We start from the raw sequence: 22,971 nt of genomic DNA on the forward strand, positions 1-22,971 counted from the left end.
CCTCGATGCACGCCAGGGAAGCTCTTCTTTAGATACCCACCTTCAGGCACCCATCACGACTTGTCGCTATCCTTGGCATTCTTCGGCGGACGCCCACGCTTGCGCTTCGGCTGGTCAGGGACCAGGTCATCAATGGAAAGACCGGCTTCATTGATCTGCTCACGAATTTCCGCAAGCTTGCGCGCCTTTTGCACCTCTTCTTCCTGACGGCGCTTTTCCTCGTCGTTTTTCTGCTCGATAACCTCGCCGATCACCTCGGCCAGTTTATGCAGTTGCTCCATGCTCAACTGGCGAGCCGCCGCGCGTGCCACATTCTTGTTTCGAGCGATTCGCTCCAGGGTCTGATTGGACATTACCCCCTCCATGACGAATTTTGACGTGCCGGAAAAGACTGAAGGACACCTCCAAGAGCCTCGGCATGTTCGCTTGAGCGCCGAGCCTATGTTGGTGCCGAGCCATTCAGTTTTCCTAGAAACCGATCAATCGGCCTAAACAAAAGTATATTCGTCAATGCACGTTTGGCAAGAAAAGTCAGGGAAAAATATATCCGATCATTGAGCATAAAAGGTGATCAATCGAACTAACAGAAAGCTCAGCCGCCGGTCATGTTCATGAACCGAACCACTTGTACATCACCATCGGTAGTGAAGTGGTGGCGTTCGGGTTTGAGCGGCATCGCCGCCACGATTGCGTCCTTGAGCTCATCGATATTGCCGGGATGGCGCCGCAGCACGGCCCTGAGATCGACGGAGTGCTCATTGCCGAGACACAGCAGGAGACGCCCTTCCACCGTCACGCGAACACGATTGCAAGAAGAACAAAAATTGTGACTGTGTGGTGATATGAAGCCGATACGACTATCACTATCGGTCATGCGGAAATAGCGTGACGGGCCCGGGGTGGTCTCGGCGGTGGGAATCAGCTCGTGCTGCTGCTCGATCAGTGCCTGGACCTCGTCACTCGAACAATAGGTTTCGGCGCGCGAATGATCGGACACATCACCGAGCGGCATTTCCTCGATGAAACTGATATCGACGCCTTCACGGCGAGCGAATTCGACCAGCGATGTCACTTCGTCGTCATTGCGGCCCTTGAGGATCACGGCATTGAGCTTAATGCGTTCGAACCCCGCCTCTCGTGCGGCCCGCATGCCATCGATGACCTTGTTCAGGTCGCCGGTCCGCGTCAGGCGTCGGAAACGCTCCGAATCCAGAGAATCGAGACTGATGTTGAGACGTTGAAGCCCACCCTCGCGCAGACGCGATGCATATTTTCCCAGGCTCGCGCCATTGGTCGTCATGGCGAAGTCCTTGAGCCCTGGCAAGGCACCGATGTCGGCCACCAGTCGATCGATATCGCGCCTGACCAGAGGCTCGCCGCCGGTCAGGCGAATCTTTTCCACGCCCAGTTCGGTAAAGGCCCTGGCGACCAGGCTGAGCTCCTCGAGGGTCAGAACCTGTTCGCGTGGCAGAAACGTCATCTCCTCGCTCATGCAATACACGCAGCGGAAGTCACAACGATCGGTGACGGAGATACGCACATAACTCACTCGCCTGCCGAAGTCGTCGATGAGTTCGTCGGTCATGGTGATGTCTCCCAGCGTCGGGCGTCTCGATGATCGGTCTCGCGTTCGGCGACCCAGTAATCGCCACTGGCGGTGTGCTCCTTTTTCCAGAAAGGGGCACGCGTCTTGAGATAGTCCATGATGAAATCGCAGGCCTCGAATGCCGCGCGTCGGTGCACGCTGGCGACCAGCACCAGGACAATGGCATCCCCAGGCTCGAGACGCCCCACGCGATGCACCAGCCGGACTTCCTGCAGCGGCCAGCGCGCCTCGGCCTCGGCGACGATCTCGGCCAATGCCGACTCGGTCATGCCCGGATAATGCTCGAGACTCAGCGCCTGAACATCGGGGCGTTCGTTGAAATCTCGCACCAGTCCCGTGAAGCTGACCACCGCGCCGATATCGCGACGTCCGGCCAGCAGCGCCCGTTGCTCATCGCCCGCATCAAAAGATTGTTGTTGTACGCGGATCATTCGCTCAGCCTCCGGTCACCGGGGGAAAGAAGGCCACTTCGTCATCGGCGGTCAGCGGCGTGACGCCTCCCGCCATGACCTGGTTGACGGCACACAGCACACGGCCCTCGTCGAGTCCGGCGAAGCGTGCATCCATCTCTTTCAGCACCGTCTTGAGGCCGTTGATGTCGGCGCTCTCGAGTCGCTCGAAGGGCACCGCTACTTCTCCGACACCGAGACGCTCGCGAAGCTCCGCCAGACACTTGACGCGCACGCAGGGCTCGCCGAGGTCGCAGCGCACGCCCAGGGACACTTCACCGCTGGCCCCCTCGCCCGTGACGATGGGCGAAGGCTCGGCCGGGGCTGCACGACGATAATCGCCAGAGACGCCGCCACTTTTCTCGTCCAGGCGGATGGCGCCGATTTCCATGTCCTTGTCCACCGCCTTGCACATATCGTAGAGCGTCAGGCAGGCCACGGAAACCGCCGTCAGCGCTTCCATCTCGACGCCTGTACGGCCGTTCAGCCGGCAGCGCGCGGTGACATGCACCCCTCCTGTGGCCTCGTCGAGCCGGAAATCGACCTCGACCTTGGACAAGGGCAGCGCATGACACAGGGGAATCAGCTCATGGGTTCGCTTGGCGGCCTGAATGGCAGCGATACGCGCCGTGGCCAGGACATCGCCCTTGGGCAGACTGCCCTCGGCCAGCAATTGCAATGTCGCCTGCCGCATATGGATGAAGCCGGAGGCACTGGCCTCCCGGCGACTCTCGGGCTTGTCGGCCACATCGACCATGCGGGCCTCGCCGCGCGCGTTGAGATGGGTCAAGGTCATGGATTCAATGCCTCATGACAGTCACGGTAGAGATTGGGTGGCCACCTATTTGATGGCCTCGTCGATGACTTCGCAGCAGGATAACGTCATGCCTCCCCGGCCCGTGGCGCACGTTCGGACGGCCAGCGCGCCGGCCAAGCCGCCACCCAGTCAACCAGAGCACCGAGGTCGTCAAGATCCAGCCGCTCGACACCGGCCGGGGGCTGAGCGCCTCCCTTGGCGGCCACGGCCTTGATCCAGGGGTCCTGCGCGGCGCGCGGCGGCTTGCCCAGTTCGCTCCGGTACAGTTCCAGCTTGGGCAGTGGCCAGGCCTTGAAGCCCTCCACCAGGATCAGATCCGGCGCCTGCGGGCGCACCATCTCGATCAGTTGCGCCAGATCCGCTTCCTCTCGATCCGGGGTCTCCAGCATCATCGCGATCCGCGCCCGGGAGGCCACCAGCATCGGCGTCGCCCCGGCCTGACGTAGGCGGTGGCTATCCTTGCCGGGCTGATCGACATCGAAGTCGTGATGGGCATGCTTGATCACCGCCACCCGCAGGCCGCGCTGCCGCAAGGCGGGCAGTAATTGCTCGAGCAAAGTCGTCTTGCCCGTTCCACTCCAGGCGGCGATTCCCAGCAAGGCAGGCGTTTCGGGCAATGCCAGTGTCATGGGCACTAGATCGGTCATGGCGATGCCGCCTCCTTGCCGAGTTCACGTGCCAGACGCTGCCGCTCGGCATCGGTATTGAGATTGGCGAAAGCCTCGGGGCAGTCGGAAACATCGGCCCAGACGCGCTCATGCCGGGCCTGCCAGGTTTCGACCTTGCGCACGCCCTCGGCCAGGCAACGCGCCAGATCGTCGGCCAGGGCAACACGCACCAAGGCCACCACCGGATGGGCGCGAAGCCCGTCATGGGCCACGGCAATGTCGGCCTCGCCGATGGCCGCGACCAGACGGGCAACGAGCGTGCGCGGCAATGCCGGCGCATCGCACGGCACGACCACCAACCAGGACGTATGGGCGGCACGCAGACCACTGTAGAGGCCCATCAGCGGTCCCTGATAGCCGGGCTCGATATCCTCGACGACTCGATCGGCCAACGGGGCATAGGCCTCATGATGCCGATTGGCAGTAATCAGCAGCTCGCTCACGTGGTCACGCAGCACGTCGCCGGCATGGGTCACCAAGGGGCGACCGAGAAAGGGTTCGAGCCCCTTGTCGCGCCCCTTCATGCGGCTACCCCGACCACCGGCCAGTACCAGGCCGGTCAGGTCGTCGCGACGAATCATGACGTCTCCTGCGTTGGGTAATACTCTGGTCATGATGCCTTACCCAGCGACTCGGTGCCATGGCTCCAGGCCTCGATGGTGACCCGAAGGCGCCCGAGCGGGTATCATGCGTCAAGAATTTTCCACAATGCAGGATGGCGGCAACGCCGCTCACGGGACACAGGATGGAAGAAGGATTCGACGTCGGGGCACGTTTGCGCCAGCTCCGACAGGAACGACAGCTCTCGCAGCGCGAACTCGCCAAGCGCGCCCAGGTCACCAACAGCACCATCTCGTTGATCGAGCAGAACAGCGTCAGTCCCTCGGTCAGCTCGCTGAAGAAAATACTCGACGCCTTGCCGGTCTCGATCACTGCCTTCTTCGCCGGGGAAGAGCCCAGCCACCCGCGCCCCTTCTACAAGGCCGAGGAACTCACCGAGATCGGCGATGGCGTACTGTCGTGGCGCTTGGTGGCGGCACGCCGCCCCGACCGACGCATGTCGGTGCTGCATGAGCGCTACCCGCCCGGCGCCGACAGCGGCGAGGACATGCTCGAGCACGACGGCGAAGAAGGCGGCGTGGTCATCTCCGGCCACATCGAAATCACGGTCAACGGCGAGGTCGCGGTTCTCTCGGCCGGCGATGCCTACTACTTCGACTCCCGGCTTCCCCACCGCTTCCGCAATGCGGGCGACACCGAATGCATGATCGTCAGCGCCAACACACCGCCCTCCTTCTCGGATGGCGGCGAAGTGCTGCATCACGGGCAAAGTGGCACCGAGGGCTGAGCCCACCGTTCTCTCGGCCCTTTTCCTCAGCTCTTTCAGCGTCCTTCTTCAGAGGGCTCGGGCGGCAACAGCCAATTAAGCCCAATGCCGACCAACGCCGCGAGACTGACGCCCTGCAGGGTGAACTGGCCATCGCCAAACTGCATGCCGCCGATGCCGAATACCAGAATCAGCGACACCACCACCAGGTTGCGCGAGGCGGTCAAGGCGCTGCCCGCTCGCACCAGGGTATTCATGCCCACCACGGCGATGGAACCGAACAACAGCGTCATGATGCCGCCCATCACCGGCGCCGGAATGGTCTGTAGCAAGGCCCCCAGCTTGCCGAGAAAGGACAGCACGATGGCGATGGCCGCGGTGACCAGCATGATGCGCGGATTGAAGGCTCGCGTCAGAGTGACGGCGCCGGTCACCTCGGAATAGGTGGTGTTGGGCGGCCCCCCGAACAACGCCGCCGCGCAGGTCGCCAGGCCGTCGCCCAGCAGAGTGCGATGCAGGCCCGGCTTTTCGAGGTAGTGGCGGCGCGTTACCGATCCAATGGCAATCATGTCGCCGATGTGTTCCACCGCCGGTGCGATGGCCACCGGAATCATGAACAGCACCGCTGCCCAATGGAAGGTCGGCGCCGTGAACTCGGGCAGCGCCAACCAGGACGCCTCGTGGACCGGCGTGAAATCCACCACGCCCATCACCATCGACAGTACATAGCCGGTCACGATGCCGCCCATGATCGGTACCAAGCGGATCAGGCCACGGCCGAAGACCGCCAGCACCAGGGTCACCAGCAGGCTCGCCATGGACAGGGTGATGGCACGCCCGTAGCCGATGGTCTCACTGGTCTGGCCGGTCGCCATGTCGACCGCCACCGGCGCCAGCGCCAGGCCGATGACCATGATCACCGGCCCGACCACCACCGGCGGAAGCAGCCGATGCAGCCAGGCGGTGCCCTTGAGCCTCACTAGTTGGGAAATCAAGACATAGACCAGGCCGGCCGCCAACAAGCCGCCCAGGGTGGCGGAAATGCCGAAGCTTTTCACCGAACTCTGGATCGGCGCGATGAAGGCAAAGGACGAGGCCAGAAACACCGGCACGCTGACACCCGTGACGGAATGAAAGAGCAAGGTGCCGACACCGGCGGTGAACAACGCCACATTCGGGTCCAGGCCAGTGAGCAGCGGCACCAGTACCAGGGCGCCAAAGGCCACGAAAAGCATCTGGGCGCCCACCAGCAAGGTGCGCAGCGGAGTATCGGTCGGCATGGCCGAGGCCGTCGTGTCGTCGGTCATCGGAAGAGGCTCCTGGCATGGGCGGGAGAAAGCAAACGCGCGGCATTCTAACAACCCCGAACGTTAAAAGCGCAGCCTGCCGGGGCAGCGCAAATTTAGACGGAGTCGGCCTCGATCTCCCCCGCCTCGACCGACCAGTACTCCTCCAATCGCTGCTGTGCCGCCTCGCCGAACAGGATCGTGCAGGCTTCCTCGAGGCCCGGCGAGTCGCGCAGCATGGCTCGGGGCACCACCTGCTCCACCTTGGAACGCCGTCTCAGGAAGTCCTCGAGGCGCGTGACCATTTCACGCCGTCGAATCAACTCGAACTCGCAACGCAGATAGTCGGCTCCCTCGATGAGTCGCTCGCCCTGGCGCGGGTCTCGATGAATCGCCTCGAGCAGGTCCATGGCCTTCAGGCCATAGCGTCGCCACAGGCGTGTACTCAAGGGTTCGATGGCCTGTTCGTCGGTACGCTCGTCGAGCGCCATCAGGCGCGCCCGATGCAGGAAAGCCTCGCGAACCGAGGCCGGCGGCTCGCCGTACCAGCGATAGTCGGGATACGCCACCTCGACGCCCAGCCGCTGCACCGTCGCCACGACTTCCTCGCCGACATTCAGGCAATCGGTGAGCTTTCCGCCGAAGATACTCAGGTGCCGCCCTGGCTCATCAACGTCGATGGCATGCTTGCGCGACAGATTGAGAAAGTCGCGGTCGCCTCCCCCATTCGGCTTGACGGCCAGCGGCCGAACACCGCAACGGGTGGCAATGACATCCTGCTCGTTCAGCGGCGTCGTCAGCGCCAGCCGCTTGTTGATGTTGTCGAGCACGAAGCTCATATCCTCGTCGGTGACCTCGACCTCAGGGCCGTCAACCCGGGTATCGGTCGTCCCGATGCAGGTGCGGGGCCCCATGGGAATGACGAAGAACAACCGGCCATCATCGTCGAAGAAGGCCAGGATCCGCCGACTCTCGGTCAGCCGGGGCACGATCAGGTGGATGCCCTTGGAAAAGACGTGGCGATGCTCGGTGGCCTGATGTGTCAGCCGGTTGTGCTCATCGACCCACGGGCCGGCCGCATTGATCAGGACCCGGGAACGCACCTCGAAGGTCGTGCCCGCGATGCGATCGCGCACCTGGATGACCCAGAGATCGCCCTCTCGCCGAGCGCCCAGCGACTCGACATAATTGGCGGCCACGGCCCCGTAATCCAGGGCGCTGCGCACAAAATTGAAGACGAAACGCGCATCGTTGTCGTGCAGATAGGCGTCGGAATACTCGAACCCTCCCAGCGCGTTCCCGGTCTCGATGACCGGCTCGCGGGCCTTGAGAGCCGCGGGGCGCAGATAATGCGGCAGGCGCGTGAAACCGCTTCCCATCAGCCAATAGAGCCAGGTGCCGAACCAGGGCACCAGGGGATGGTGACGAAAGCCCCGTTCGATGGTCGTCAGAAAGCGGATCTCGCGCACCGCGGAGGGATAATTCTTGAGCAGATGATTGCGGCTCTTGCAGAGCTTGCGCACCAGGGAAAACTCCCCGCTTTCCATGTACTTGATGCCTCCCCATACCAGGTTGGAGGAGTGCATGCTGGTGCCGCCAGCGAAATCGCCGCGATCGATCAGCGCCACATCGACGCCCTTGCCGCTGAGCGCCGCGGCCGCCGAGGCACCATTGATGCCGCCGCCGACGATCAGGACATCGAAGACCTGCTCGTCCAGTCGGCGTAGATTGTCATCACGAAGTTGCATATCAGGCCCCTTGAAAGACAAAGACCCCACCCGGCATCGCCGAGCGGGGTCTTCCCGTTCAGGCAACCGGTCACACTGCCTGGTTTCAGAGTTTGCCGAGGCAGCAGGCCTCGGCGGGATTCAATCAGCGTGTACCGGCGGCCACCCACTCCTCCATCATCTCGTCATAGGGAACCGTCTTCCCTTGCGGCATCTCATCGTCCAGCTTGGGCTTGGGCGCGCCAGGCTGGGAGAGCCAGTACTCGGGGTCACGCTCGTCATTGAGCTTGGGCTCGAAGGTCGAGAACACCTTGGCCCGCGCCAGGCGCAGCATGATGTTGTCGAGGTCGCCGGCCAGATTGTCGAGCGCTTCCTGAGGCGAGATATCGCCGCTGACCGCGGGCGACAGATTCTGCCACCACAGCGGCGCCATGCGCGGGTAATCGGGCACGTTGGTGGAAGATGGCGTCCACATGGACTCGTTGGGGCTGCGATAGAACTCCACCAGACCGCCCAGTTTCGGCGCCATTTCGGTCATCTGATCGGAGAAGATGTCCGACTCGCGAATCGGCGTCAGGCCGGCCATCAGCTTCTCCAGCGACACCGTCTTGGAGACCGTGAACTGGGCGAACAGCCAGGCTGCGGTACGACGATCCTCGGGGGTGGAATCAAAGAAGGTCCAGGCCCCCACGTCCTGGTAGCCGACCTTCATGCCCTCTTCCCAGTATGGGCCGGTCGGCGACGGCGCCATGCGCCACTTGGGATTGCCCTCATCATCGGTCACGGCCACATCCGGATCGGTCATGTCGGCAGTGAAAGCGGTGTACCAGAAGATCTGCTGGGCGATGTTGCCCTGCGCCGGCACCGGCCCCGCCTCGCCGAAGGTCATGCCCTGGGCCTCGGGCGGCGCATAGTCGCGCAGCCAGTCGACCATCTTGGTCACTGCGAACACCGAGGCCGGCGAATTGGTCGCCCCGCCACGACTTACGCTGGCCCCCACCGGGCGACTCTGTTCGTCGACGCGAATGCCCCAGTCGTCGACCGGATTGCCGAACGGCACACCGGGACTGCCCATGCCGGCCATGGAGAGCCAGGAGTCGTGGAAACGCCAGCCCAGCGACGGGTCGCGACGACCGTAGTCCATATGGCCATAGACTTTCTCGCCATCGAGCTCACCGACATGCTCGCTGAAGAACTCGGCGATGTCTTCATAGGCTGTCCAGTTGACCGGTACCCCCAGGTCGTAGCCATAGATGTCGCGGAACTGCTTCTGGAGATCCTCGCGCTGGAACCAGTCGTAACGGAACCAGTAGAGGTTGGCAAACTGCTGGTCGGGCAACTGATACAGGTTGCCGTCCGGCCCGGTGGTGTACTGGATGCCGAGGAAGTCATCGAGATCCAGGGTCGGCAGTGTGTAATCCTTCCATTCGTTGGCCATCGCCTCGGTCAGATTGACGGTGGTGCCATAACGAATATGGGTGCCGATAGCGTCGGAATCGTTGACGTAGCCGTCGTAGATATTGCGACCCGACTGCATCTGGGTCTGCATATTCTGGACGACATCGCCCTCGCCGATGATGTTGTGAGTGAGTTCGATGCCGGTCAGCTCGCGGAAGGCCTTGGCCAGCACATCGCGTTCATAAGTATGCGTGGTCAGGCCTTCGGCCACGGTGTTGATTTCCATGCCACGGAAGGGTTCGGCCGCCTTGGCGAACCACTCCAGCTCGGCGATCTGTTCTTCGCGGCTGAGCGTCGAATTCTGAAAGACCTCGTCCACCAGGCGCTCGATCGTCGCGCTGGTGTCCCCGTCGGCGGCGTGCAGGTGGCCGCTGGCCAGGAAGACCCCGGCGGCCAGTAGAGAGAGTCGCGTTCTTGTCGCTTTCATATTGACCTCTTCTTGGTGGTTGAATCGTCCTTGATCACGTTTCCGTGTTCCCTTTTTATTCCTCTCCGTTTCCTTTCCAGTCATCCCCAACGCATCAGTATCAGCATCCAGAGCACCGAGATCCCCAGGGCGGCCCAGATGCTTAGCGGGGTGAAACCAATGATGATCAAATGGATATAGGCGGCGCTGAGCAGCGAGATGAAGAAGCGATCACCGCGCGTCGTGGCGATCGGCAGAAACCCTCGGCGCTCCACCGTCGGTGAAACGACCTCCCAGACGGTCATGCCCGTCAGCATGACCGCGATGACGATAAAGAACAGCGCCGTGGGCAAAGTCCAGACCATCCATTCCATGATGTCCTCCTTCAGGTACGGCCCAGGGCAAAGCCCTTGGCAATATGGTTGCGCACGAAGTAGACCACCAGGATGCCCGGCACGATGGTCAGCACACCGGCAGCGGAAAGCGTTCCCCAATCAATGCCCGAGGCCGTGGACGTTCGAGTCATCACCGAGGCGATCGGCTGGGCTTCCGTCGAGGTCAGAGTTCGAGCCAGAAGCAGCTCAACCCACGAAAACATGAACAGGAAGAACAGGGTCACGCCGATCCCCGAACGAATCATCGGCAAGAAGATTCGCACGAAAAAACGCGGGAAGCTGTAACCGTCGATGAAGGCGGTTTCGTCGATTTCCTTGGGCACCCCGCTCATGAAGCCTTCGAGAATCCAGACCGCCAACGGGATATTGAACAGGCAATGCGCCAGCGCCACAGCGACATGGGTATCGAACAGCCCCACGGTGTAGTAGAGCTGGAAATACGGCAGCAGAAAGACCGCCGGTGGCGCCATCATGTTGGTCAGCAGCCAGAAGAACAGATGCTTGTCGCCGATGAACTTATAACGGCTAAACGCATAGGCGGCGGGCAATGCCACCACCATGCTGATAGCCATGTTCATCAGCACATAGGCGATGGAATTCACATAGCCCATGTACCAGTTGGCATCACTGAAGATATTGGCGTAGTTGCCGAGCGTGAAATTCTGCGGCCAGAGCGTCAGCTCGCCGAGAATCTCGTTGTTGGTCTGAAAGGACAGATTCAGCAGCCAATAGATCGGCAGCAACACGAAGACGATGTAGGCGGCCATCAGCAGGCCGCGACGCCAGCGTCGCGTCTGGGGGCGCGCCTTGCGGCGGCGCCGGGCATCGGCTGCGGCAGCCTGTGTGCGCACAGCGTCCGGCGTCGTGGGCATGGAATCGCTCATCTCAGGCCTCCCCACTCTGTTTGTCTTTCTGCATGTTCATGATTGCGGTGTAGAAGACCCAACTGACCAGCAAGATGATCAGGAAGTAGATCAGCGAGAAGGCCGCCGAGGGTCCGACATCGAACTGGCCGGTGGCCATGATCGCCAGCGACTGGCTGAGAAAGGTGGTCGAGCTGCCGGGGCCACCGCCGGTGAGCACGAAAGGCTCGGCGTAGATCATGAAGGAATGCATGAACCGCAGCAGGATGCCGATCACCAGCACATTGGTCAGCTTGGGCAACTGGATGTAGCGAAACACTGACCAGCGCGAGGCCCGGTCGATCCGCGCCGCCTGATAGTAGGCCTCGGGAATCGCCCGCAGGCCGCTGTAGCACAACAGCGCGATCAACGGCGTCCAGTGCCAGACATCCATGATGATGATGGTCACCCAGGCATCCAGTGGACTGCTGGTGATGTTGTAGCCGTAGCCGAGCTCACGCAGACTCCAGCCCATCAGCCCGATGTCGCCGCGCGTGAAGAGCTGCCAGATGCTGCCCACCACGTTCCAGGGAATCAGCAGCGGCAGGGTCACCAGGATCAGCACCGCCGACGCTCTCCAGCCCCGCTTGGGCATCAACAAGGCGATGCCGATACCGAGCGGCACCTCGATGGCCAGGATGGTCAGCGAAAACGCGAACTGGCGCAGCAGCGCGGACTGCAGCACCGGGTCGTTGAGCATCTGCACGAACCATTCCGTGCCGGTGAAATAGCGGGTCTGGGCATCGAAGACGTCCTGTACCGAATAGTTCACTACTGTCATCAGCGGGATGATCGCCGAGAAGGCCACCAGCAGCAGCATCGGCAGGATCAGCCACCAGGCCCGGTTGTTGTAGACCTTGTTCATGCTTGAACCTCCACGCGAAATTCATCGACGTATAGACCGACGCGCTCGCCGGGGAAGCGCAGGTAGGCAATCTCGGCGGGCGGCGGCTGGTCCTCATCGATACGCGCCTTGAGCGACATATCGCCGAGCCGCAGATCGATGATGGAGTAGGTGCCCAGGTCCTGGATGTGCTCCACCCTGGCCTGCATGCCTCCCTCCACCGGAGCGTCGTGCACCTCCACGAATTCGGGACGGATACCCAGCTTGACGTTGGTCGTCCCCGCCTCGGCCACCGCAGCGCACAATGCCTCGCTGACCGGCAAGGGAATTTCTCCGGCCATGACGCGCCCGTCACGCACGGCCACATCGAGAAAGTTCATGCCGGGGCTGCCGATGAAATAACCGACGAAGGTGTGGTTGGGGGTTTCGAACAGCTCGCTTGGCGTACCGAACTGCACCACCTGCCCTTCGTACATCACCGCGATCTTGTCGGCGAAGGTCGACGCCTCCAGCTGATCGTGCGTGACATAGACCATGGTGATGGCGAAGCGCTTGTGGATCTCCTTGAGCTTGCGCCGCAATTTCCACTTGAGCTGCGGATCGATGACGGTCAGGGGTTCATCGAACAGGATCGCCGAGACGTCATCGCGCACCAGGCCGCGCCCCATGGACACCTTCTGCTTCTCGTCGGCGGTGAGGTTCTTGGCCTTGCGGCCAAGTTGGTCGGTCAGCTCGAGGACCTCGGCCACCTCCTTCACCCGCTCGGCGACATGCGCCTCCGGTGCGCCGACATTGCGCAGCGGAAAGGCGAGATTGTCACGGACCGTCATGGTGTCGTAGACGACCGGGAACTGGAAAACCTGGGCAATGTTGCGCGCCTCGGGAGGCAGGTCGTTGACCGTCTGGCCATCGAACAGCACCTCGCCGCGGGAGGGAGACAGCAGGCCCGAGATGATATTGAGCAGCGTCGACTTGCCGCAGCCCGAAGGGCCGAGCAACGCATAGGCGCCGCCCTGCTGCCAGACGTGATCCATCTCACGAATGGCATAGTCCTCGGCTCCGCCCGGTGCCGCCACATAAGAGTGCGCCAACCCCTTCAGAGTGATCTCTGCCATCGTCAAACGCCTCCCAGGTGCGCCGGTATGTGTTTCACGTCGCCCCGCGCATCGAAGGCATAGGCACGATGGGCGGGAAAATAGAGCGTCACCGGATCGTCGACCTCAAAGCGATGCACGCCGGTCAGGTGCGCCGTCATGGAAAGTCGATCATTGCGCACGTGAAGGAAAGTTTCGGAACCACTGATCTCCGCCAGATCGACGATCATATCCATGGCGATGTCATGCTCGGACTGCCGTACGAGCGACAGGTGGGATGCCCGCACGCCGAACCGATAGTCACCGGCAGCCAACGCTTCAAAGCCGGCGGTGGCCGGGAAGGAGTTGCCATCGCCGAAGGACACCGAGGTACCATCGATGGCACCGTCGATGATGTTGATGGGCGGCTCGGAGAACATTTCGGCACTCAGGATGTCCCGAGGGCGGTGATAGACCTCCTCGGTACGGCCATACTGGAGCAGGCGCCCTTCGTGCAGCACGGCGGTATTACCGCCCAGCGCCAGTGCCTCGGCAGGCTCGGTGGTGGCATAGACGGCGATGCAGTTGCGCTCGCTGAACAGGCTGCGCAATTCATCCCGCAAGGATTCACGCAGCTTGTAATCGAGATTGACCAGCGGCTCGTCGAAAAGCACGACATCGGCGTCTTTCACCAGGGCCCGGCCCATGGCGGTGCGCTGCTGCTGACCACCGGAAAGTTCCAGCGGCTGACGATCCAGCAGGTGTTCGATGTGCAGCATCTCGGCGATGCTGCGTACCCGGCGATCGATCTCGGCGCGCTCTACCTTGGCCAGCTTCAGCGGCGAGGCGATGTTGTCGTAGACGGTCAGGCTTGGGTAGTTGATGAACTGCTGATAGACCATCGACACATTGCGATGGCGCACGGAGCGGCCGGTCACGTCCCGGCCATCCATCAGGATTCGACCGCGGGTCGGCGTATCGAGTCCTGCCATCAGCCGCATCAGCGAGGTCTTGCCGGCCAGTGTCCGGCCCAGCAGGACGTTGAACGATCCGGGTTCGAGGGTCAGGTTCATGTCGGCGATATGCGTCTCGCCACCGACCACCCGATCGATGCTTTCTAGGATCAATGACATACGGATCTCGGCTGTTCTTTGTTATGCGATCACGCTTGGCAGGCGTGTACCGCCACGTTAGCCGAGATTCGATTTCGGACACAAATGTAGTTTCGCGAAAACAGCTTCCCAGTGACTGAAAAACACCGAAAAACTCACCTAATACATTGTTTCACAAATTATTTTTTAAATATTAAGACTTTTGTCTACACATAAAAGCACCGCACACTGCCAGGCAAGCCGATCCACTATGCGGTCCATTTTTTCGAATTCGAACACAAAAAAAGAGGCCGTTCAGAACGGCCTCTTTAGCACTCCCTTCGAAGCCCAACGGAATGAAGCGGGCTTTCCCGGCAAAAAGTCCTGTCAGCACCGCGTCATCAGCGCGTGCCGAAGATCTTGTCGCCCGCATCCCCCAACCCCGGCACGATGTAGCCGTTCTCGTCGAGATGGTCGTCCACCGAGGCAGTGTAGATTTCGATATCGGGATAGTCGCGCTGCACGCGCTCGATGCCCTCCGGTGCCGCCACCAGCACGATCACCTTCATGTGCTTGCAGCCCCGGTCACGCAGCATGTCCAGGGTCGCGACCATGGAACCGCCGGTGGCCAGCATCGGGTCGATGACGATGGCCATGCGCTCATCCAGATCACCGACGAACTTCGAGAAGTACGGTACCGGCTGCAGCGTCTCTTCGTCGCGGTAGAGCCCCACCACGCTGACCCTGGCGCTGGGAATCAGATCCGTCACCCCTTCCAGCATGCCGAGACCGGCACGCAGGATCGGCACGATGGTGACCTTCTTGCCCTTGAGCTGATTGACGGCGATCGGCTCACCGCTCCAGCCCGGGATGTCCTGCGATTCCAGCTCGAGATCCTGGGTCGCCTCGTAGGTGAGCAGCTTGGCCACCTCGCCGGCCAGCTCACGGAAGCTCTTGGTACTGATGCCAGCTTCGCGCATCAGCCCCAGCTTGTGCTGGACAAGGGGATGTTGAATGGCGTGAACACTCATGGGAGGGAACCTCTTCGGCGGCGATGGGATCGATGGCGACCTTTGTCGCATGGGGCATGCGCAAATTGCGCGCCATTCTACCCGCATCCCGCGTTGAGGTTAAGTTGGAGGCCGCTCCCAGCCGGACCCAGAGGCTGGGCTACCTGGCCAAAAAGCCGGCTCAGGCGCCGTCTGAAAAGTCGGCGAGCGAAGGTTAGACAAGGCGAAAATCTGCGAAAACGCGGAGTTTACAGAGAGTAAATGAGCATTTTGAGTGGATTTTCAACGTCGTATAACCGAGCGCAGGCACTTTTCGGGCAGCGCCTATGGTTGCTGGGGCAATTGCCAATCAATAGGCGTGCGCCCCTGCTCGGCAAGAAAGGCATTGGCCCGCGAGAAATGCCGGTTACCGAAGAAGCCGCGATGGGCCGACAACGGCGAGGGATGAGGCGATTCGAGCACCAGGTGGCGATTGGTGTCCACTAGGGCCTTCTTCTTGCGGGCGTGACTGCCCCAAAGCAGGAACACCGTAGGGCCGGCATGCTCGTTGACCGTGGCGATGGCGCGGTCGGTGAAGGCCTCCCAGCCCTGGCCTCGGTGTGAACCGGCATTGCCCTGCTCCACCGTCAACGAGGTGTTCAGCAGTAGAACCCCCTGACGCGCCCAGCTTTCCAGAAAGCCGTGATTGACCGGCTGACACCCGACATCGGCCGCCAGTTCCTTGTAGATATTGACCAGCGAGGGAGGCACCTGCACGCCGGGCCGCACCGAGAAGCACAGGCCATGCGCCTGATTCGGTCCGTGATAAGGATCCTGACCAAGAATGACCACCCGCACTTCTTCCAGCGGCGTCAACTCGAAGGCACGGAACCAGTCCGACGAATGCGGGTAGATGACCTTGCGAGCGGCTTTCTCGCCGGCCAGGAAGTCTCTCAATGCCTGCATGTAGGGCGCCTGAAACTCGGCGCCCAACCATTGTTGCCAGCTATCGGGCAGCGGAATACTCATAGCTCACCGCTTGATCTGATCAGCCAGGGGTTCGACATAGGCCACGCCCATGTCCCAGGGAAACTGGATCCAGCAATCCTGGGCGACCTCGGTCAGGTACTGATCCACCAGGGGACGCCCTTCGGGCTTGGCGTAGATCGTCACGAAATGTGCCTTGGGCAGCATTTCGCTGACCCGCCGCGCGGTCTTGCCGGTATCGACCAGGTCATCGACCAGCAGCCAGCCCTCTCCATCATGCTCGACGCCCTTCATGACCTCCAGGCCGCCCTGCTCCATATGGTCGTAACTCTTGATGCAGACCGTATCGATCAAGCGCACATTGAGCTCGCGGGCGATCAGGGCGGCAGGGATCAGGCCACCCCGAGTGATGGCGATGATGCCCTTGAAGTCACGCTCGACGAGCTGGTGGCAAAGTTCGCGCACATCCCGGTGCAACTGATCCCAGGAAACAGTGAAATGCTGATGATAGCGATGAGTACTCATGACCGGTTCACTCGTCCTCGGTAAAGGAGCAGACCGCGAAGACGCCGTAACCGGCATCGCGGATGCGCTGGGCGCCGCCCAGGTCCGGCAGGTCGACGATCGTTGATGTTTCGACCACCAAGCCTCCACTGCGGGTGATCAGCTTGGCCGCGGCCAGCATAGTGCCACCGGTGGCGATCAGGTCGTCCACCACGAGGATACGATCCCCTTCGCGGAAGGCATCGGAATGCAGCTCCACCTCGGCTTCGCCGTACTCCAGCGTATAGGTCTCGCTGATGGTCTTGAACGGCAGCTTACCCTTCTTGCGTACCGGCACGAAACTGCAACCCAACTCGTAGGCCAGCGGCGCACCGACGATGAACCCACGGGCATCGATGGCGGCGATGGCATCGAGGTCCATCTCCTGATAGCGATGCACAAAGCTGTCAATCAGCTTGCGAAACGCCGCGCTATTCTGCAGCAGCGGTGTGATATCGCGGAAGTTGACCCCAGGCTGGGGCCAGTCGGGAACGGTACGGATCACGGACTTGATATAGTCGCCGTAGATGCTCATCACGAATCTCAGTCGGTAAGTGTCAATCGAGGAACAGGAACTTGGCGGCAAAGACCAGCGCCAGCACCACCACGGCAGGGTTCAGATCCCTGAAACGCCCTGAAAGCGCCTTGATGGCCGCATAGCTGATGAAGCCAAGTGCAATGCCCTCGGCAATCGAGAAGGTCAGAGGCATGGCCAACGCGGCGATCAGTACCGGCGCCGCCTCGGTGGCGTCGTCCCAGTCGGCGTGGGCCAGGCTGCCAGCCATCAGCACCGCCACATAGAGCAGTGCGCCGGCCGTGGCGTAAGCGGGAATCGACCCGGCCAGCGGCGAGAAGAACAGGCTGACCAGGAAGAGTGCACCCACCACCACGGCGGTGAGGCCGGTACGCCCGCCCGAGGCGATGCCGGCCGTGGATTCGATATAGCTGGTTGTGGTGGAGGTCCCGAGCGCCGCGCCGGCCATGGAAGCACTGCTGTCGGCCATCATGGCGCGGCCGATGCGCGGCAACTTGCCATCCTCGTCGAGCAGCCCCCCACGGTGCGCCACCCCGACCAGGGTACCGGAGGTATCGAAAAGGTCGACGAACAAGAAGGCGAAGACCACGCTGAGCATCGCCACGTCCAGCGCGCCGGCGATATCCATTTGCATCAGGGTCGGAGCGATGGAGGGCGGCATGGACATCACCCCGCCAAACTCGTTGTGGCCCAGCAGGATAGCCAGGATGGTCACGCCGAGAATGCCGATCATCACCGCCCCCGTCACCCGCAGGTACGCCAGCGCCGTGATCACGAAAAAGCCGAGCAAGGCATAGAGTGCCGAGGGCTCGGTCAGGTCGCCAAGTGCCACATAGGTGGCGTCATTAGCCACCACGATGCCAGCGTTCTGCAGGGCGATCATCGCCAGGAACAGGCCGATACCGGCGGCGATACCCAGTCGCAGCGACATTGGAATCGAGTTGATGATCCACTCACGAATGCGAAAGATGCTGAGCAGAAAGAAGGTGAAACCAGACAGGAACACCGCCCCCAGGGCCGCTTCCCAACTGTAGCCCATGCCCATCACCACGCCATAGGTGAAAAAGGCGTTGAGCCCCATCCCCGGCGCCAGGGCGATCGGATAGTTGGCCCATAGCCCCATGACCAGACACCCGATGGCCGAGGCCACGCAGGTCGCCACGAATACCGCACCATAATCCATCCCCGACTCCGAAAGGATGCTCGGATTGACGAAGATGATGTAGGCCATGGTCAGGAAGGTGGTGATACCGGCGATCACCTCGGTCCTTACATTGGTACCATGTTCGGCAAGCTTGAAATGGTTATCGATCAGGCGTTTCAACATGGGATGCGTCCTTCACGCGGGCACGTCGTGCGTCCGGGGGGCGAGAAAAGCCGCACATGGTAGCGGATGGCGCCTCAGGATGCGAGACACCGCCCGGCTGGCACGGCACATGACTTTTCCTATGTAAGCGGCTTCCGGTGCAAAGTGCCACTCCGGCCACCAACGCAAGCAGAACGGCTCAGCGATCCCGATCGGCCAAAACCCGCTCGACCGTCTCGACGATCGCCTGAGTCTGGGGATCGATCTCGATATTGACTCGATCCCCCGGCACACGCTCGCCAAGCACGGTGCGCGCCAGCGTCTCGGGAATCAGGTCCACGCAGAAGCATGTCCCATACCCGACACCGCCTTCTCTCACCTCGCCAATGGTCAAGCTCGCTCCATCTACGCCGATGTAGCCCTTGTCGAACAGGAAGCGGGCAAGCCGCTCAGGCGGCGCGAACCAGAGCCGTCGGTTGTTGGGGGCCTCCTCGATTTCCACCAATTCGGCCATCCCCATGACGTGACCCGACATGGCGTGACCGCCGATCTCGTCGCCGAAGCGCGCCGCACGTTCGATGTTGACGTGATCCCCGAGCTGGAGATCACCCAGGTTGGTCACCCTCAACGTCTCGCGCATCAGGTCGAAGGCGACTCGCTCCCCTTCGATGGAGGTCACCGTCAGGCAAACGCCGTTGTGTGCCACCGAGGCGCCGATGGCAAGCCCCTGCCGCAGCGCCTCCGGCAGACGCAGCACATGGGTGCGAAAATCCTCTGCCTCCTCGATGGCCACCACTTCGGCGGTCCCCTGAACGATACCCGTGAACATGACGAACCCCCACTACTTGAACCAATGCCGAACGGCGGAAAGTGACCAGTCTATGAAAACCGCCCGGCCAGCGTCCATGTCATCGCCGTGTATTCTCTTCTTCAATGCGACACCAACACGGCACCACAAAGCCGTAAATATTACTGCATATACCCTGACAGCAGTCTTTTTTGCTGCATCAAAGCGCTGCCGCTGCCAGACTCGCCCAAAGCGTTTGACAAACACCCGTATGACGCCTAGGATTTCGCGCTACATTTCGTAGGCGCCGATTTGTACCCGGATTGCGGGCGCCGACGATGCAACGGCATGTCCGGTGCGTTGTGAAATGCAGCTAAAAGGGTGTGTCCAGCGTTGATGGCCACCCGTCAGGGTGGCCTTTTTTTGGTCACCCATACCTGCCCGCCCGCTCCGCGACCCTGCGGCGCCACCTTCGGTGGCTCAGATGATCCGACTGCAGAACGTTTCCAAGACGTATTTCCCCACGAGCAAGCGCCGCAACGCCCAGGCTGTCGAAGCCATCAAGGCGGTCGACCTGCATGTGCCCCAGGGACAGATCCACGGCGTGATCGGCCTGTCCGGCGCCGGCAAATCGACCCTGATCCGTTGCGTCAACCTCCTCGAGCGCCCCACCACCGGCACGGTCAGCGTTGACGGTCAGGAACTCACCGGGCTGTCCGGCGAGGCACTCAACCATGCGCGCCATCGCATCGGCATGATCTTCCAGCACTTCAACCTGCTGACCTCGCGCACCGTTTACGACAACATCGCCCTGCCCCTGGAACTCATGGGCATGAAGCGCGGTGATATTCGTGAACGAATCACACCGCTGCTCGAGCTGGTTGGCCTGGACGACAAGGCGCGCCAGTACCCCGCGCAACTCTCTGGCGGTCAAAAGCAGCGCGTGGCCATCGCCCGCGCCCTGGCCAGCCGTCCGCGGGTCCTGCTCTGCGACGAGGCGACCTCAGCGCTGGATCCGCATACCACGGGCGCCATTCTCGAGCTGCTACGCGACATCAACCAGAAGCTCGGCCTGACGATCCTGCTGATCACCCATGAGATGGAAGTGGTCAAGTCGATCTGTCACCGGGTCAGCCTGATTTCCGGCGGCGAGCTGGTGGAAGAAGCCGATGTCGGCGACTTCTTCACCTCGCCGTCCACCCAGTTGGGGCGCGATTTTCTCAACGACTTCCTCGAGCTCGAGCCACCCGCCGCGCTCATCGAGCGTCTCGAGGAAACGCCGGGCGAGCACAGCCACCCAGTCGTGCGGCTAGCGTTCTCCGGCGATGCCGTCTCGACGCCGCTCGTCTCGCGCCTGGCTCGGGAATGCGGCGTCGATGTCAGCATCCTTCAGGCCAAGGTGGAATCGATCCAGGACCGCACCCTGGGACTGATGATCGCCGAACTGATGGGCGACGCGCACGATACACGCCGCGCCCTCGACTATCTGCGAAACCACGACCTACAGGTGGAGGTGCTCGGCCATGTCCAGCGCGATGATTAACCTGATTCTCGACGCCACCCTGGATACCCTCTACATGGTGGCAGTATCCGGGCTGATCGCCGCGGCGCTCGGCGTTCCACTCGGCGTGATGCTCTACGTCACCCGGCCACGCCAGATACTCGCCCAGCCCGTACTCAACGGTGTGCTGGGCATTATCACCAACATCGGCCGTTCGATCCCCTTCATCATCCTGATGGTGGCCATCATACCGTTCACCCGCACCCTGGTTGGCTCGTCGATCGGTACCAATGCGGCCGTGGTCCCCCTGACCCTGGCCGCCATTCCCTTCATTGCCCGACTGGTGGAGGGCGCGCTGAACGAGATATCCCCCGGGCTCGTCGAGGCCGCCCAGTCCATGGGCGCCACGCCCTGGCAGATCATCACCAAGGTGCTGCTGCCCGAGGCCCGAGGCGGCATCTTCACCGCGCTGACCGTGACCATCGTCACCCTGGTCAGCTACTCTGCCATGGCCGGCGCAGTGGGTGGCGGCGGCCTGGGCGACCTGGGTATTCGCTATGGCTACAATCGCTTCAACCCCACCATCATGCTGATCACCGTGGCGATCCTCGTCATCATGGTCCAGGGTTTCCAGAGCCTCGGCGACTACCTGGTGCGCAAGAGCGATCACAAATGATGTACCACGGGCATTGATAACCAAAAAGAATTACACACAGCCTGGTTATTCCAATAATATAGCCATGAGCTCATGATTTCCGCGAAGGGAGACACCACACATGCGCAACATCCTGATCGGCGGCCTGGCCGCCTCCGTCCTGGCCTTCGGCCAAGCCAACGCCGATGAACAGACCCTCAAGATCGGCACCGTCGCCGGGCCGGAAACCGAAGTGATGCAAGTGGCAGCGGACATTGCCGAACGCGAGTACGGCCTGAACGTCGAGATCACCGAATTCACCGACTATGTGACGCCCAACGCCGCCCTGGCCGACGGCAGCCTGGACGCCAACGCCTATCAGCATGAGCCCTACATGCAGTCGATGGTCGAGGACCGTGGCTACGACTTCGCCATCGCCGGGCGCACCTTCGTCTATCCGATCGGCGCCTACTCGGAGAAGTACGACAGCATCGAGGAACTGCCGGACGGGGCGACCATTGCTCTGCCCAATGACCCGTCCAACGAGGGGCGCTCTCTGATCCTGCTGCACAACGAAGGGCTGATCACGCTGGACGACCCGGAAAACCTCGAAGCCACGCCGCTGAATGTGGTCGAGAATCCACATGACTTCGAGTTCCGCGAGATCGAGGCCGCCCAGCTGCCCCGCGTACTGCCCGACGTGGACATGGCCTTCATCAACAACACCTTCGCCCAGCCGGCCGGCCTGACCCTGGACGACGCCCTGCTCAAGGAAGGTGCTGAATCGCCCTACGTCAACATCATCGCCATCCGTAGCGAAGACAAGGACAAGGAAAGCATCCAGCAGCTGGTCGATGCCTACCAGAGCGACGAAGTAGAAGCCAAGGCCAAGGAACTGTTCGGCGCCCAGGCGGTTCCCGGCTGGAAGTGAGGGAAAGCGGAGACGCCGCCGAATTACCCTTAGCATCAAGAATCTCAGCATCAATAACCTCGGGGCCGGCCGCTGTTGCCGGCCCTTCGCGTTGGAAGATAACTCATGGCAGATTACTCCCTTCTCGCCCGGCAACTGGACGCCCTGCTGGACACCCGCGACTGGCTGACCAACAGCGCCCAGACCTGCGCCTTGCTCATGCAGGAAGTCCCCGGCCTCAACTGGGCTGGCTTCTACCTTCAACACCAGCCTGACGTGCTCCACCTCGGCCCTTTCCAGGGCAAACCGGCCTGCCACCCCATCCCCTTCGACAAAGGCGTCTGCGGCGCGGCGGCGCGGACCCGTCAGACCCAACGCATCGAGGATGTCCACGCCATCGCCGACCACATCGCCTGCGACAGCGCCTCCCAATCCGAACTGGTCGTACCCATCGTCGTCGACGGGCACCTGTGGGGCGTGCTGGATCTCGACAGCCCCGAGCCCGGCCGCTTTTCCGAGGCCGACCAGGCCGGCATCGAATCGCTGGTCGAAGTATTCATTGCGCGCACGACGTTCTGATCTCGCCCCGAGCCCAAAGAACAAACGCACACGAAAAAGCCCCGTGACGGTAAGGTCACGGGGCTTTCGGGATCTGGTAGGACCAGGCGGATTTGAACCGCCGACCTCCACGATGTCAACGTGGCGCTCTAACCAACTGAGCTATGGTCCT

General features: G+C 61.8%; 25 protein-coding genes and 1 tRNA gene. 5 read left to right on the forward strand and 21 right to left on the reverse strand.

All coding sequences use genetic code 11. The features are described from left to right. Positions 1–53 precede the first annotated feature (53 nt). From FZZ93_RS14795 to mobA, 6 genes are all read right to left on the reverse strand, one after another. Entirely contained in the window at positions 54–353 is a 300-nt protein-coding gene (locus FZZ93_RS14795) for an H-NS family histone-like protein (RefSeq protein WP_149323079.1), read from the reverse strand. A 239-nt stretch (positions 354–592) separates the two neighbouring features. Further along, complete coding sequence (gene moaA / locus FZZ93_RS14800; RefSeq protein WP_149323080.1) at positions 593–1,585, reverse strand: GTP 3',8-cyclase MoaA; 993 nt, start codon at positions 1,583–1,585, stop codon at positions 593–595. After that, positions 1,582–2,037, reverse strand: a complete 456-nt coding sequence (gene moaE, locus FZZ93_RS14805) for a molybdopterin synthase catalytic subunit MoaE (protein ID WP_149323081.1) — start codon at positions 2,035–2,037, stop codon at positions 1,582–1,584. The genes moaA and moaE overlap by 4 nt, the downstream gene beginning before the upstream one ends. A 4-nt stretch (positions 2,038–2,041) precedes the next feature. Beyond that, a complete protein-coding gene (moaC, locus tag FZZ93_RS14810) occupies positions 2,042–2,851 on the reverse strand; it encodes a cyclic pyranopterin monophosphate synthase MoaC (RefSeq protein WP_149323082.1) in 810 nt (269 codons plus the stop codon). A gap of 86 nt (positions 2,852–2,937) precedes the next feature. Next, positions 2,938–3,519, reverse strand: coding sequence for a molybdopterin-guanine dinucleotide biosynthesis protein B (gene mobB / locus FZZ93_RS14815; RefSeq protein WP_149323083.1), 582 nt, complete (start codon positions 3,517–3,519; stop codon positions 2,938–2,940). Continuing rightward, a complete protein-coding gene (gene mobA, locus FZZ93_RS14820) occupies positions 3,516–4,121 on the reverse strand; it encodes a molybdenum cofactor guanylyltransferase MobA (protein WP_187774545.1) in 606 nt (201 codons plus the stop codon). Before mobA ends, mobB begins: the two co-directional genes overlap by 4 nt. A gap of 164 nt (positions 4,122–4,285) precedes the next feature. Between mobA and FZZ93_RS14825 the strand changes: the two genes are divergently transcribed. After that, complete coding sequence (locus FZZ93_RS14825; RefSeq protein WP_149323085.1) at positions 4,286–4,888, forward strand: cupin domain-containing protein; 603 nt, start codon at positions 4,286–4,288, stop codon at positions 4,886–4,888. Positions 4,889–4,923: 35 nt separating this feature from the next. Here FZZ93_RS14825 and FZZ93_RS14830 read toward each other — a convergent pair whose 3' ends face one another. From FZZ93_RS14830 to FZZ93_RS14895, 14 genes are all read right to left on the reverse strand, one after another. After that, positions 4,924–6,174, reverse strand: a complete 1,251-nt coding sequence (locus FZZ93_RS14830; protein ID WP_149323086.1) for a uracil-xanthine permease family protein — start codon at positions 6,172–6,174, stop codon at positions 4,924–4,926. 95 nt (positions 6,175–6,269) lie between these two features. Then, complete coding sequence (locus FZZ93_RS14835) at positions 6,270–7,901, reverse strand: glycerol-3-phosphate dehydrogenase/oxidase (protein WP_149323087.1); 1,632 nt, start codon at positions 7,899–7,901, stop codon at positions 6,270–6,272. Between the two features lie 124 nt (positions 7,902–8,025). Next, complete coding sequence (locus FZZ93_RS14840; protein WP_149323088.1) at positions 8,026–9,765, reverse strand: ABC transporter substrate-binding protein; 1,740 nt, start codon at positions 9,763–9,765, stop codon at positions 8,026–8,028. A gap of 80 nt (positions 9,766–9,845) precedes the next feature. Next, complete coding sequence (locus tag FZZ93_RS14845) at positions 9,846–10,118, reverse strand: DUF2160 domain-containing protein (protein ID WP_149323089.1); 273 nt, start codon at positions 10,116–10,118, stop codon at positions 9,846–9,848. Between the two features lie 11 nt (positions 10,119–10,129). Then, a complete protein-coding gene (locus FZZ93_RS14850) occupies positions 10,130–11,023 on the reverse strand; it encodes a carbohydrate ABC transporter permease (protein WP_149323090.1) in 894 nt (297 codons plus the stop codon). A 1-nt stretch (position 11,024) separates the two neighbouring features. Continuing rightward, complete coding sequence (locus FZZ93_RS14855; RefSeq protein ID WP_013332744.1) at positions 11,025–11,906, reverse strand: carbohydrate ABC transporter permease; 882 nt, start codon at positions 11,904–11,906, stop codon at positions 11,025–11,027. Continuing rightward, a complete protein-coding gene (locus FZZ93_RS14860) occupies positions 11,903–13,000 on the reverse strand; it encodes an ABC transporter ATP-binding protein (protein ID WP_149323091.1) in 1,098 nt (365 codons plus the stop codon). The genes FZZ93_RS14855 and FZZ93_RS14860 overlap by 4 nt, the downstream gene beginning before the upstream one ends. Before the next feature lie 2 nt (positions 13,001–13,002). After that, positions 13,003–14,091: an ABC transporter ATP-binding protein gene (locus FZZ93_RS14865; RefSeq protein WP_149323092.1), complete on the reverse strand. Its 1,089-nt coding sequence runs from the start codon at positions 14,089–14,091 to the stop codon at positions 13,003–13,005. A 359-nt stretch (positions 14,092–14,450) separates the two neighbouring features. Further along, positions 14,451–15,080, reverse strand: a complete 630-nt coding sequence (gene upp / locus FZZ93_RS14870) for a uracil phosphoribosyltransferase (protein WP_149323093.1) — start codon at positions 15,078–15,080, stop codon at positions 14,451–14,453. 303 nt (positions 15,081–15,383) lie between these two features. After that, a complete protein-coding gene (ung, locus tag FZZ93_RS14875) occupies positions 15,384–16,067 on the reverse strand; it encodes a uracil-DNA glycosylase (protein ID WP_149323094.1) in 684 nt (227 codons plus the stop codon). Between the two features lie 3 nt (positions 16,068–16,070). Next, entirely contained in the window at positions 16,071–16,550 is a 480-nt protein-coding gene (gene gpt / locus FZZ93_RS14880; RefSeq protein ID WP_149323095.1) for a xanthine phosphoribosyltransferase, read from the reverse strand. 7 nt (positions 16,551–16,557) lie between these two features. Continuing rightward, positions 16,558–17,103: an adenine phosphoribosyltransferase gene (locus FZZ93_RS14885; protein WP_013332750.1), complete on the reverse strand. Its 546-nt coding sequence runs from the start codon at positions 17,101–17,103 to the stop codon at positions 16,558–16,560. Between the two features lie 22 nt (positions 17,104–17,125). After that, positions 17,126–18,430 (reverse strand): NCS2 family permease, encoded by a 1,305-nt coding sequence (locus FZZ93_RS14890; RefSeq protein ID WP_149323096.1) that lies wholly within the window; start codon positions 18,428–18,430, stop codon positions 17,126–17,128. Between the two features lie 178 nt (positions 18,431–18,608). Then, a complete protein-coding gene (locus tag FZZ93_RS14895; RefSeq protein WP_149323097.1) occupies positions 18,609–19,238 on the reverse strand; it encodes a riboflavin synthase subunit alpha in 630 nt (209 codons plus the stop codon). A 442-nt stretch (positions 19,239–19,680) separates the two neighbouring features. Between FZZ93_RS14895 and FZZ93_RS14900 the strand changes: the two genes are divergently transcribed. The 4 genes from FZZ93_RS14900 (at position 19,681) to FZZ93_RS14915 (ending at position 22,820) form a co-directional block, all read left to right on the forward strand. Beyond that, positions 19,681–20,739, forward strand: a complete 1,059-nt coding sequence (locus FZZ93_RS14900) for a methionine ABC transporter ATP-binding protein (protein ID WP_149323098.1) — start codon at positions 19,681–19,683, stop codon at positions 20,737–20,739. After that, the gene (locus FZZ93_RS14905) at positions 20,720–21,373 is read left to right on the forward strand and encodes a methionine ABC transporter permease (protein ID WP_149323099.1); all 654 of its coding nucleotides are present in this window, start codon (positions 20,720–20,722) and stop codon (positions 21,371–21,373) included. The genes FZZ93_RS14900 and FZZ93_RS14905 overlap by 20 nt, the downstream gene beginning before the upstream one ends. Positions 21,374–21,473: 100 nt before the next feature. Continuing rightward, positions 21,474–22,262, forward strand: a complete 789-nt coding sequence (locus tag FZZ93_RS14910; protein ID WP_149323100.1) for a MetQ/NlpA family ABC transporter substrate-binding protein — start codon at positions 21,474–21,476, stop codon at positions 22,260–22,262. A gap of 105 nt (positions 22,263–22,367) precedes the next feature. After that, complete coding sequence (locus FZZ93_RS14915) at positions 22,368–22,820, forward strand: GAF domain-containing protein (RefSeq protein WP_149323101.1); 453 nt, start codon at positions 22,368–22,370, stop codon at positions 22,818–22,820. Between the two features lie 74 nt (positions 22,821–22,894). On the opposite strand, the gene FZZ93_RS14920 is transcribed toward FZZ93_RS14915, so the two are convergent. Further along, a tRNA-Val gene (locus FZZ93_RS14920) sits at positions 22,895–22,971 on the reverse strand.

The organism is Halomonas eurihalina (assembly GCF_008274785.1).
GTDB classification, from domain to species: domain Bacteria; phylum Pseudomonadota; class Gammaproteobacteria; order Pseudomonadales; family Halomonadaceae; genus Halomonas; species Halomonas eurihalina.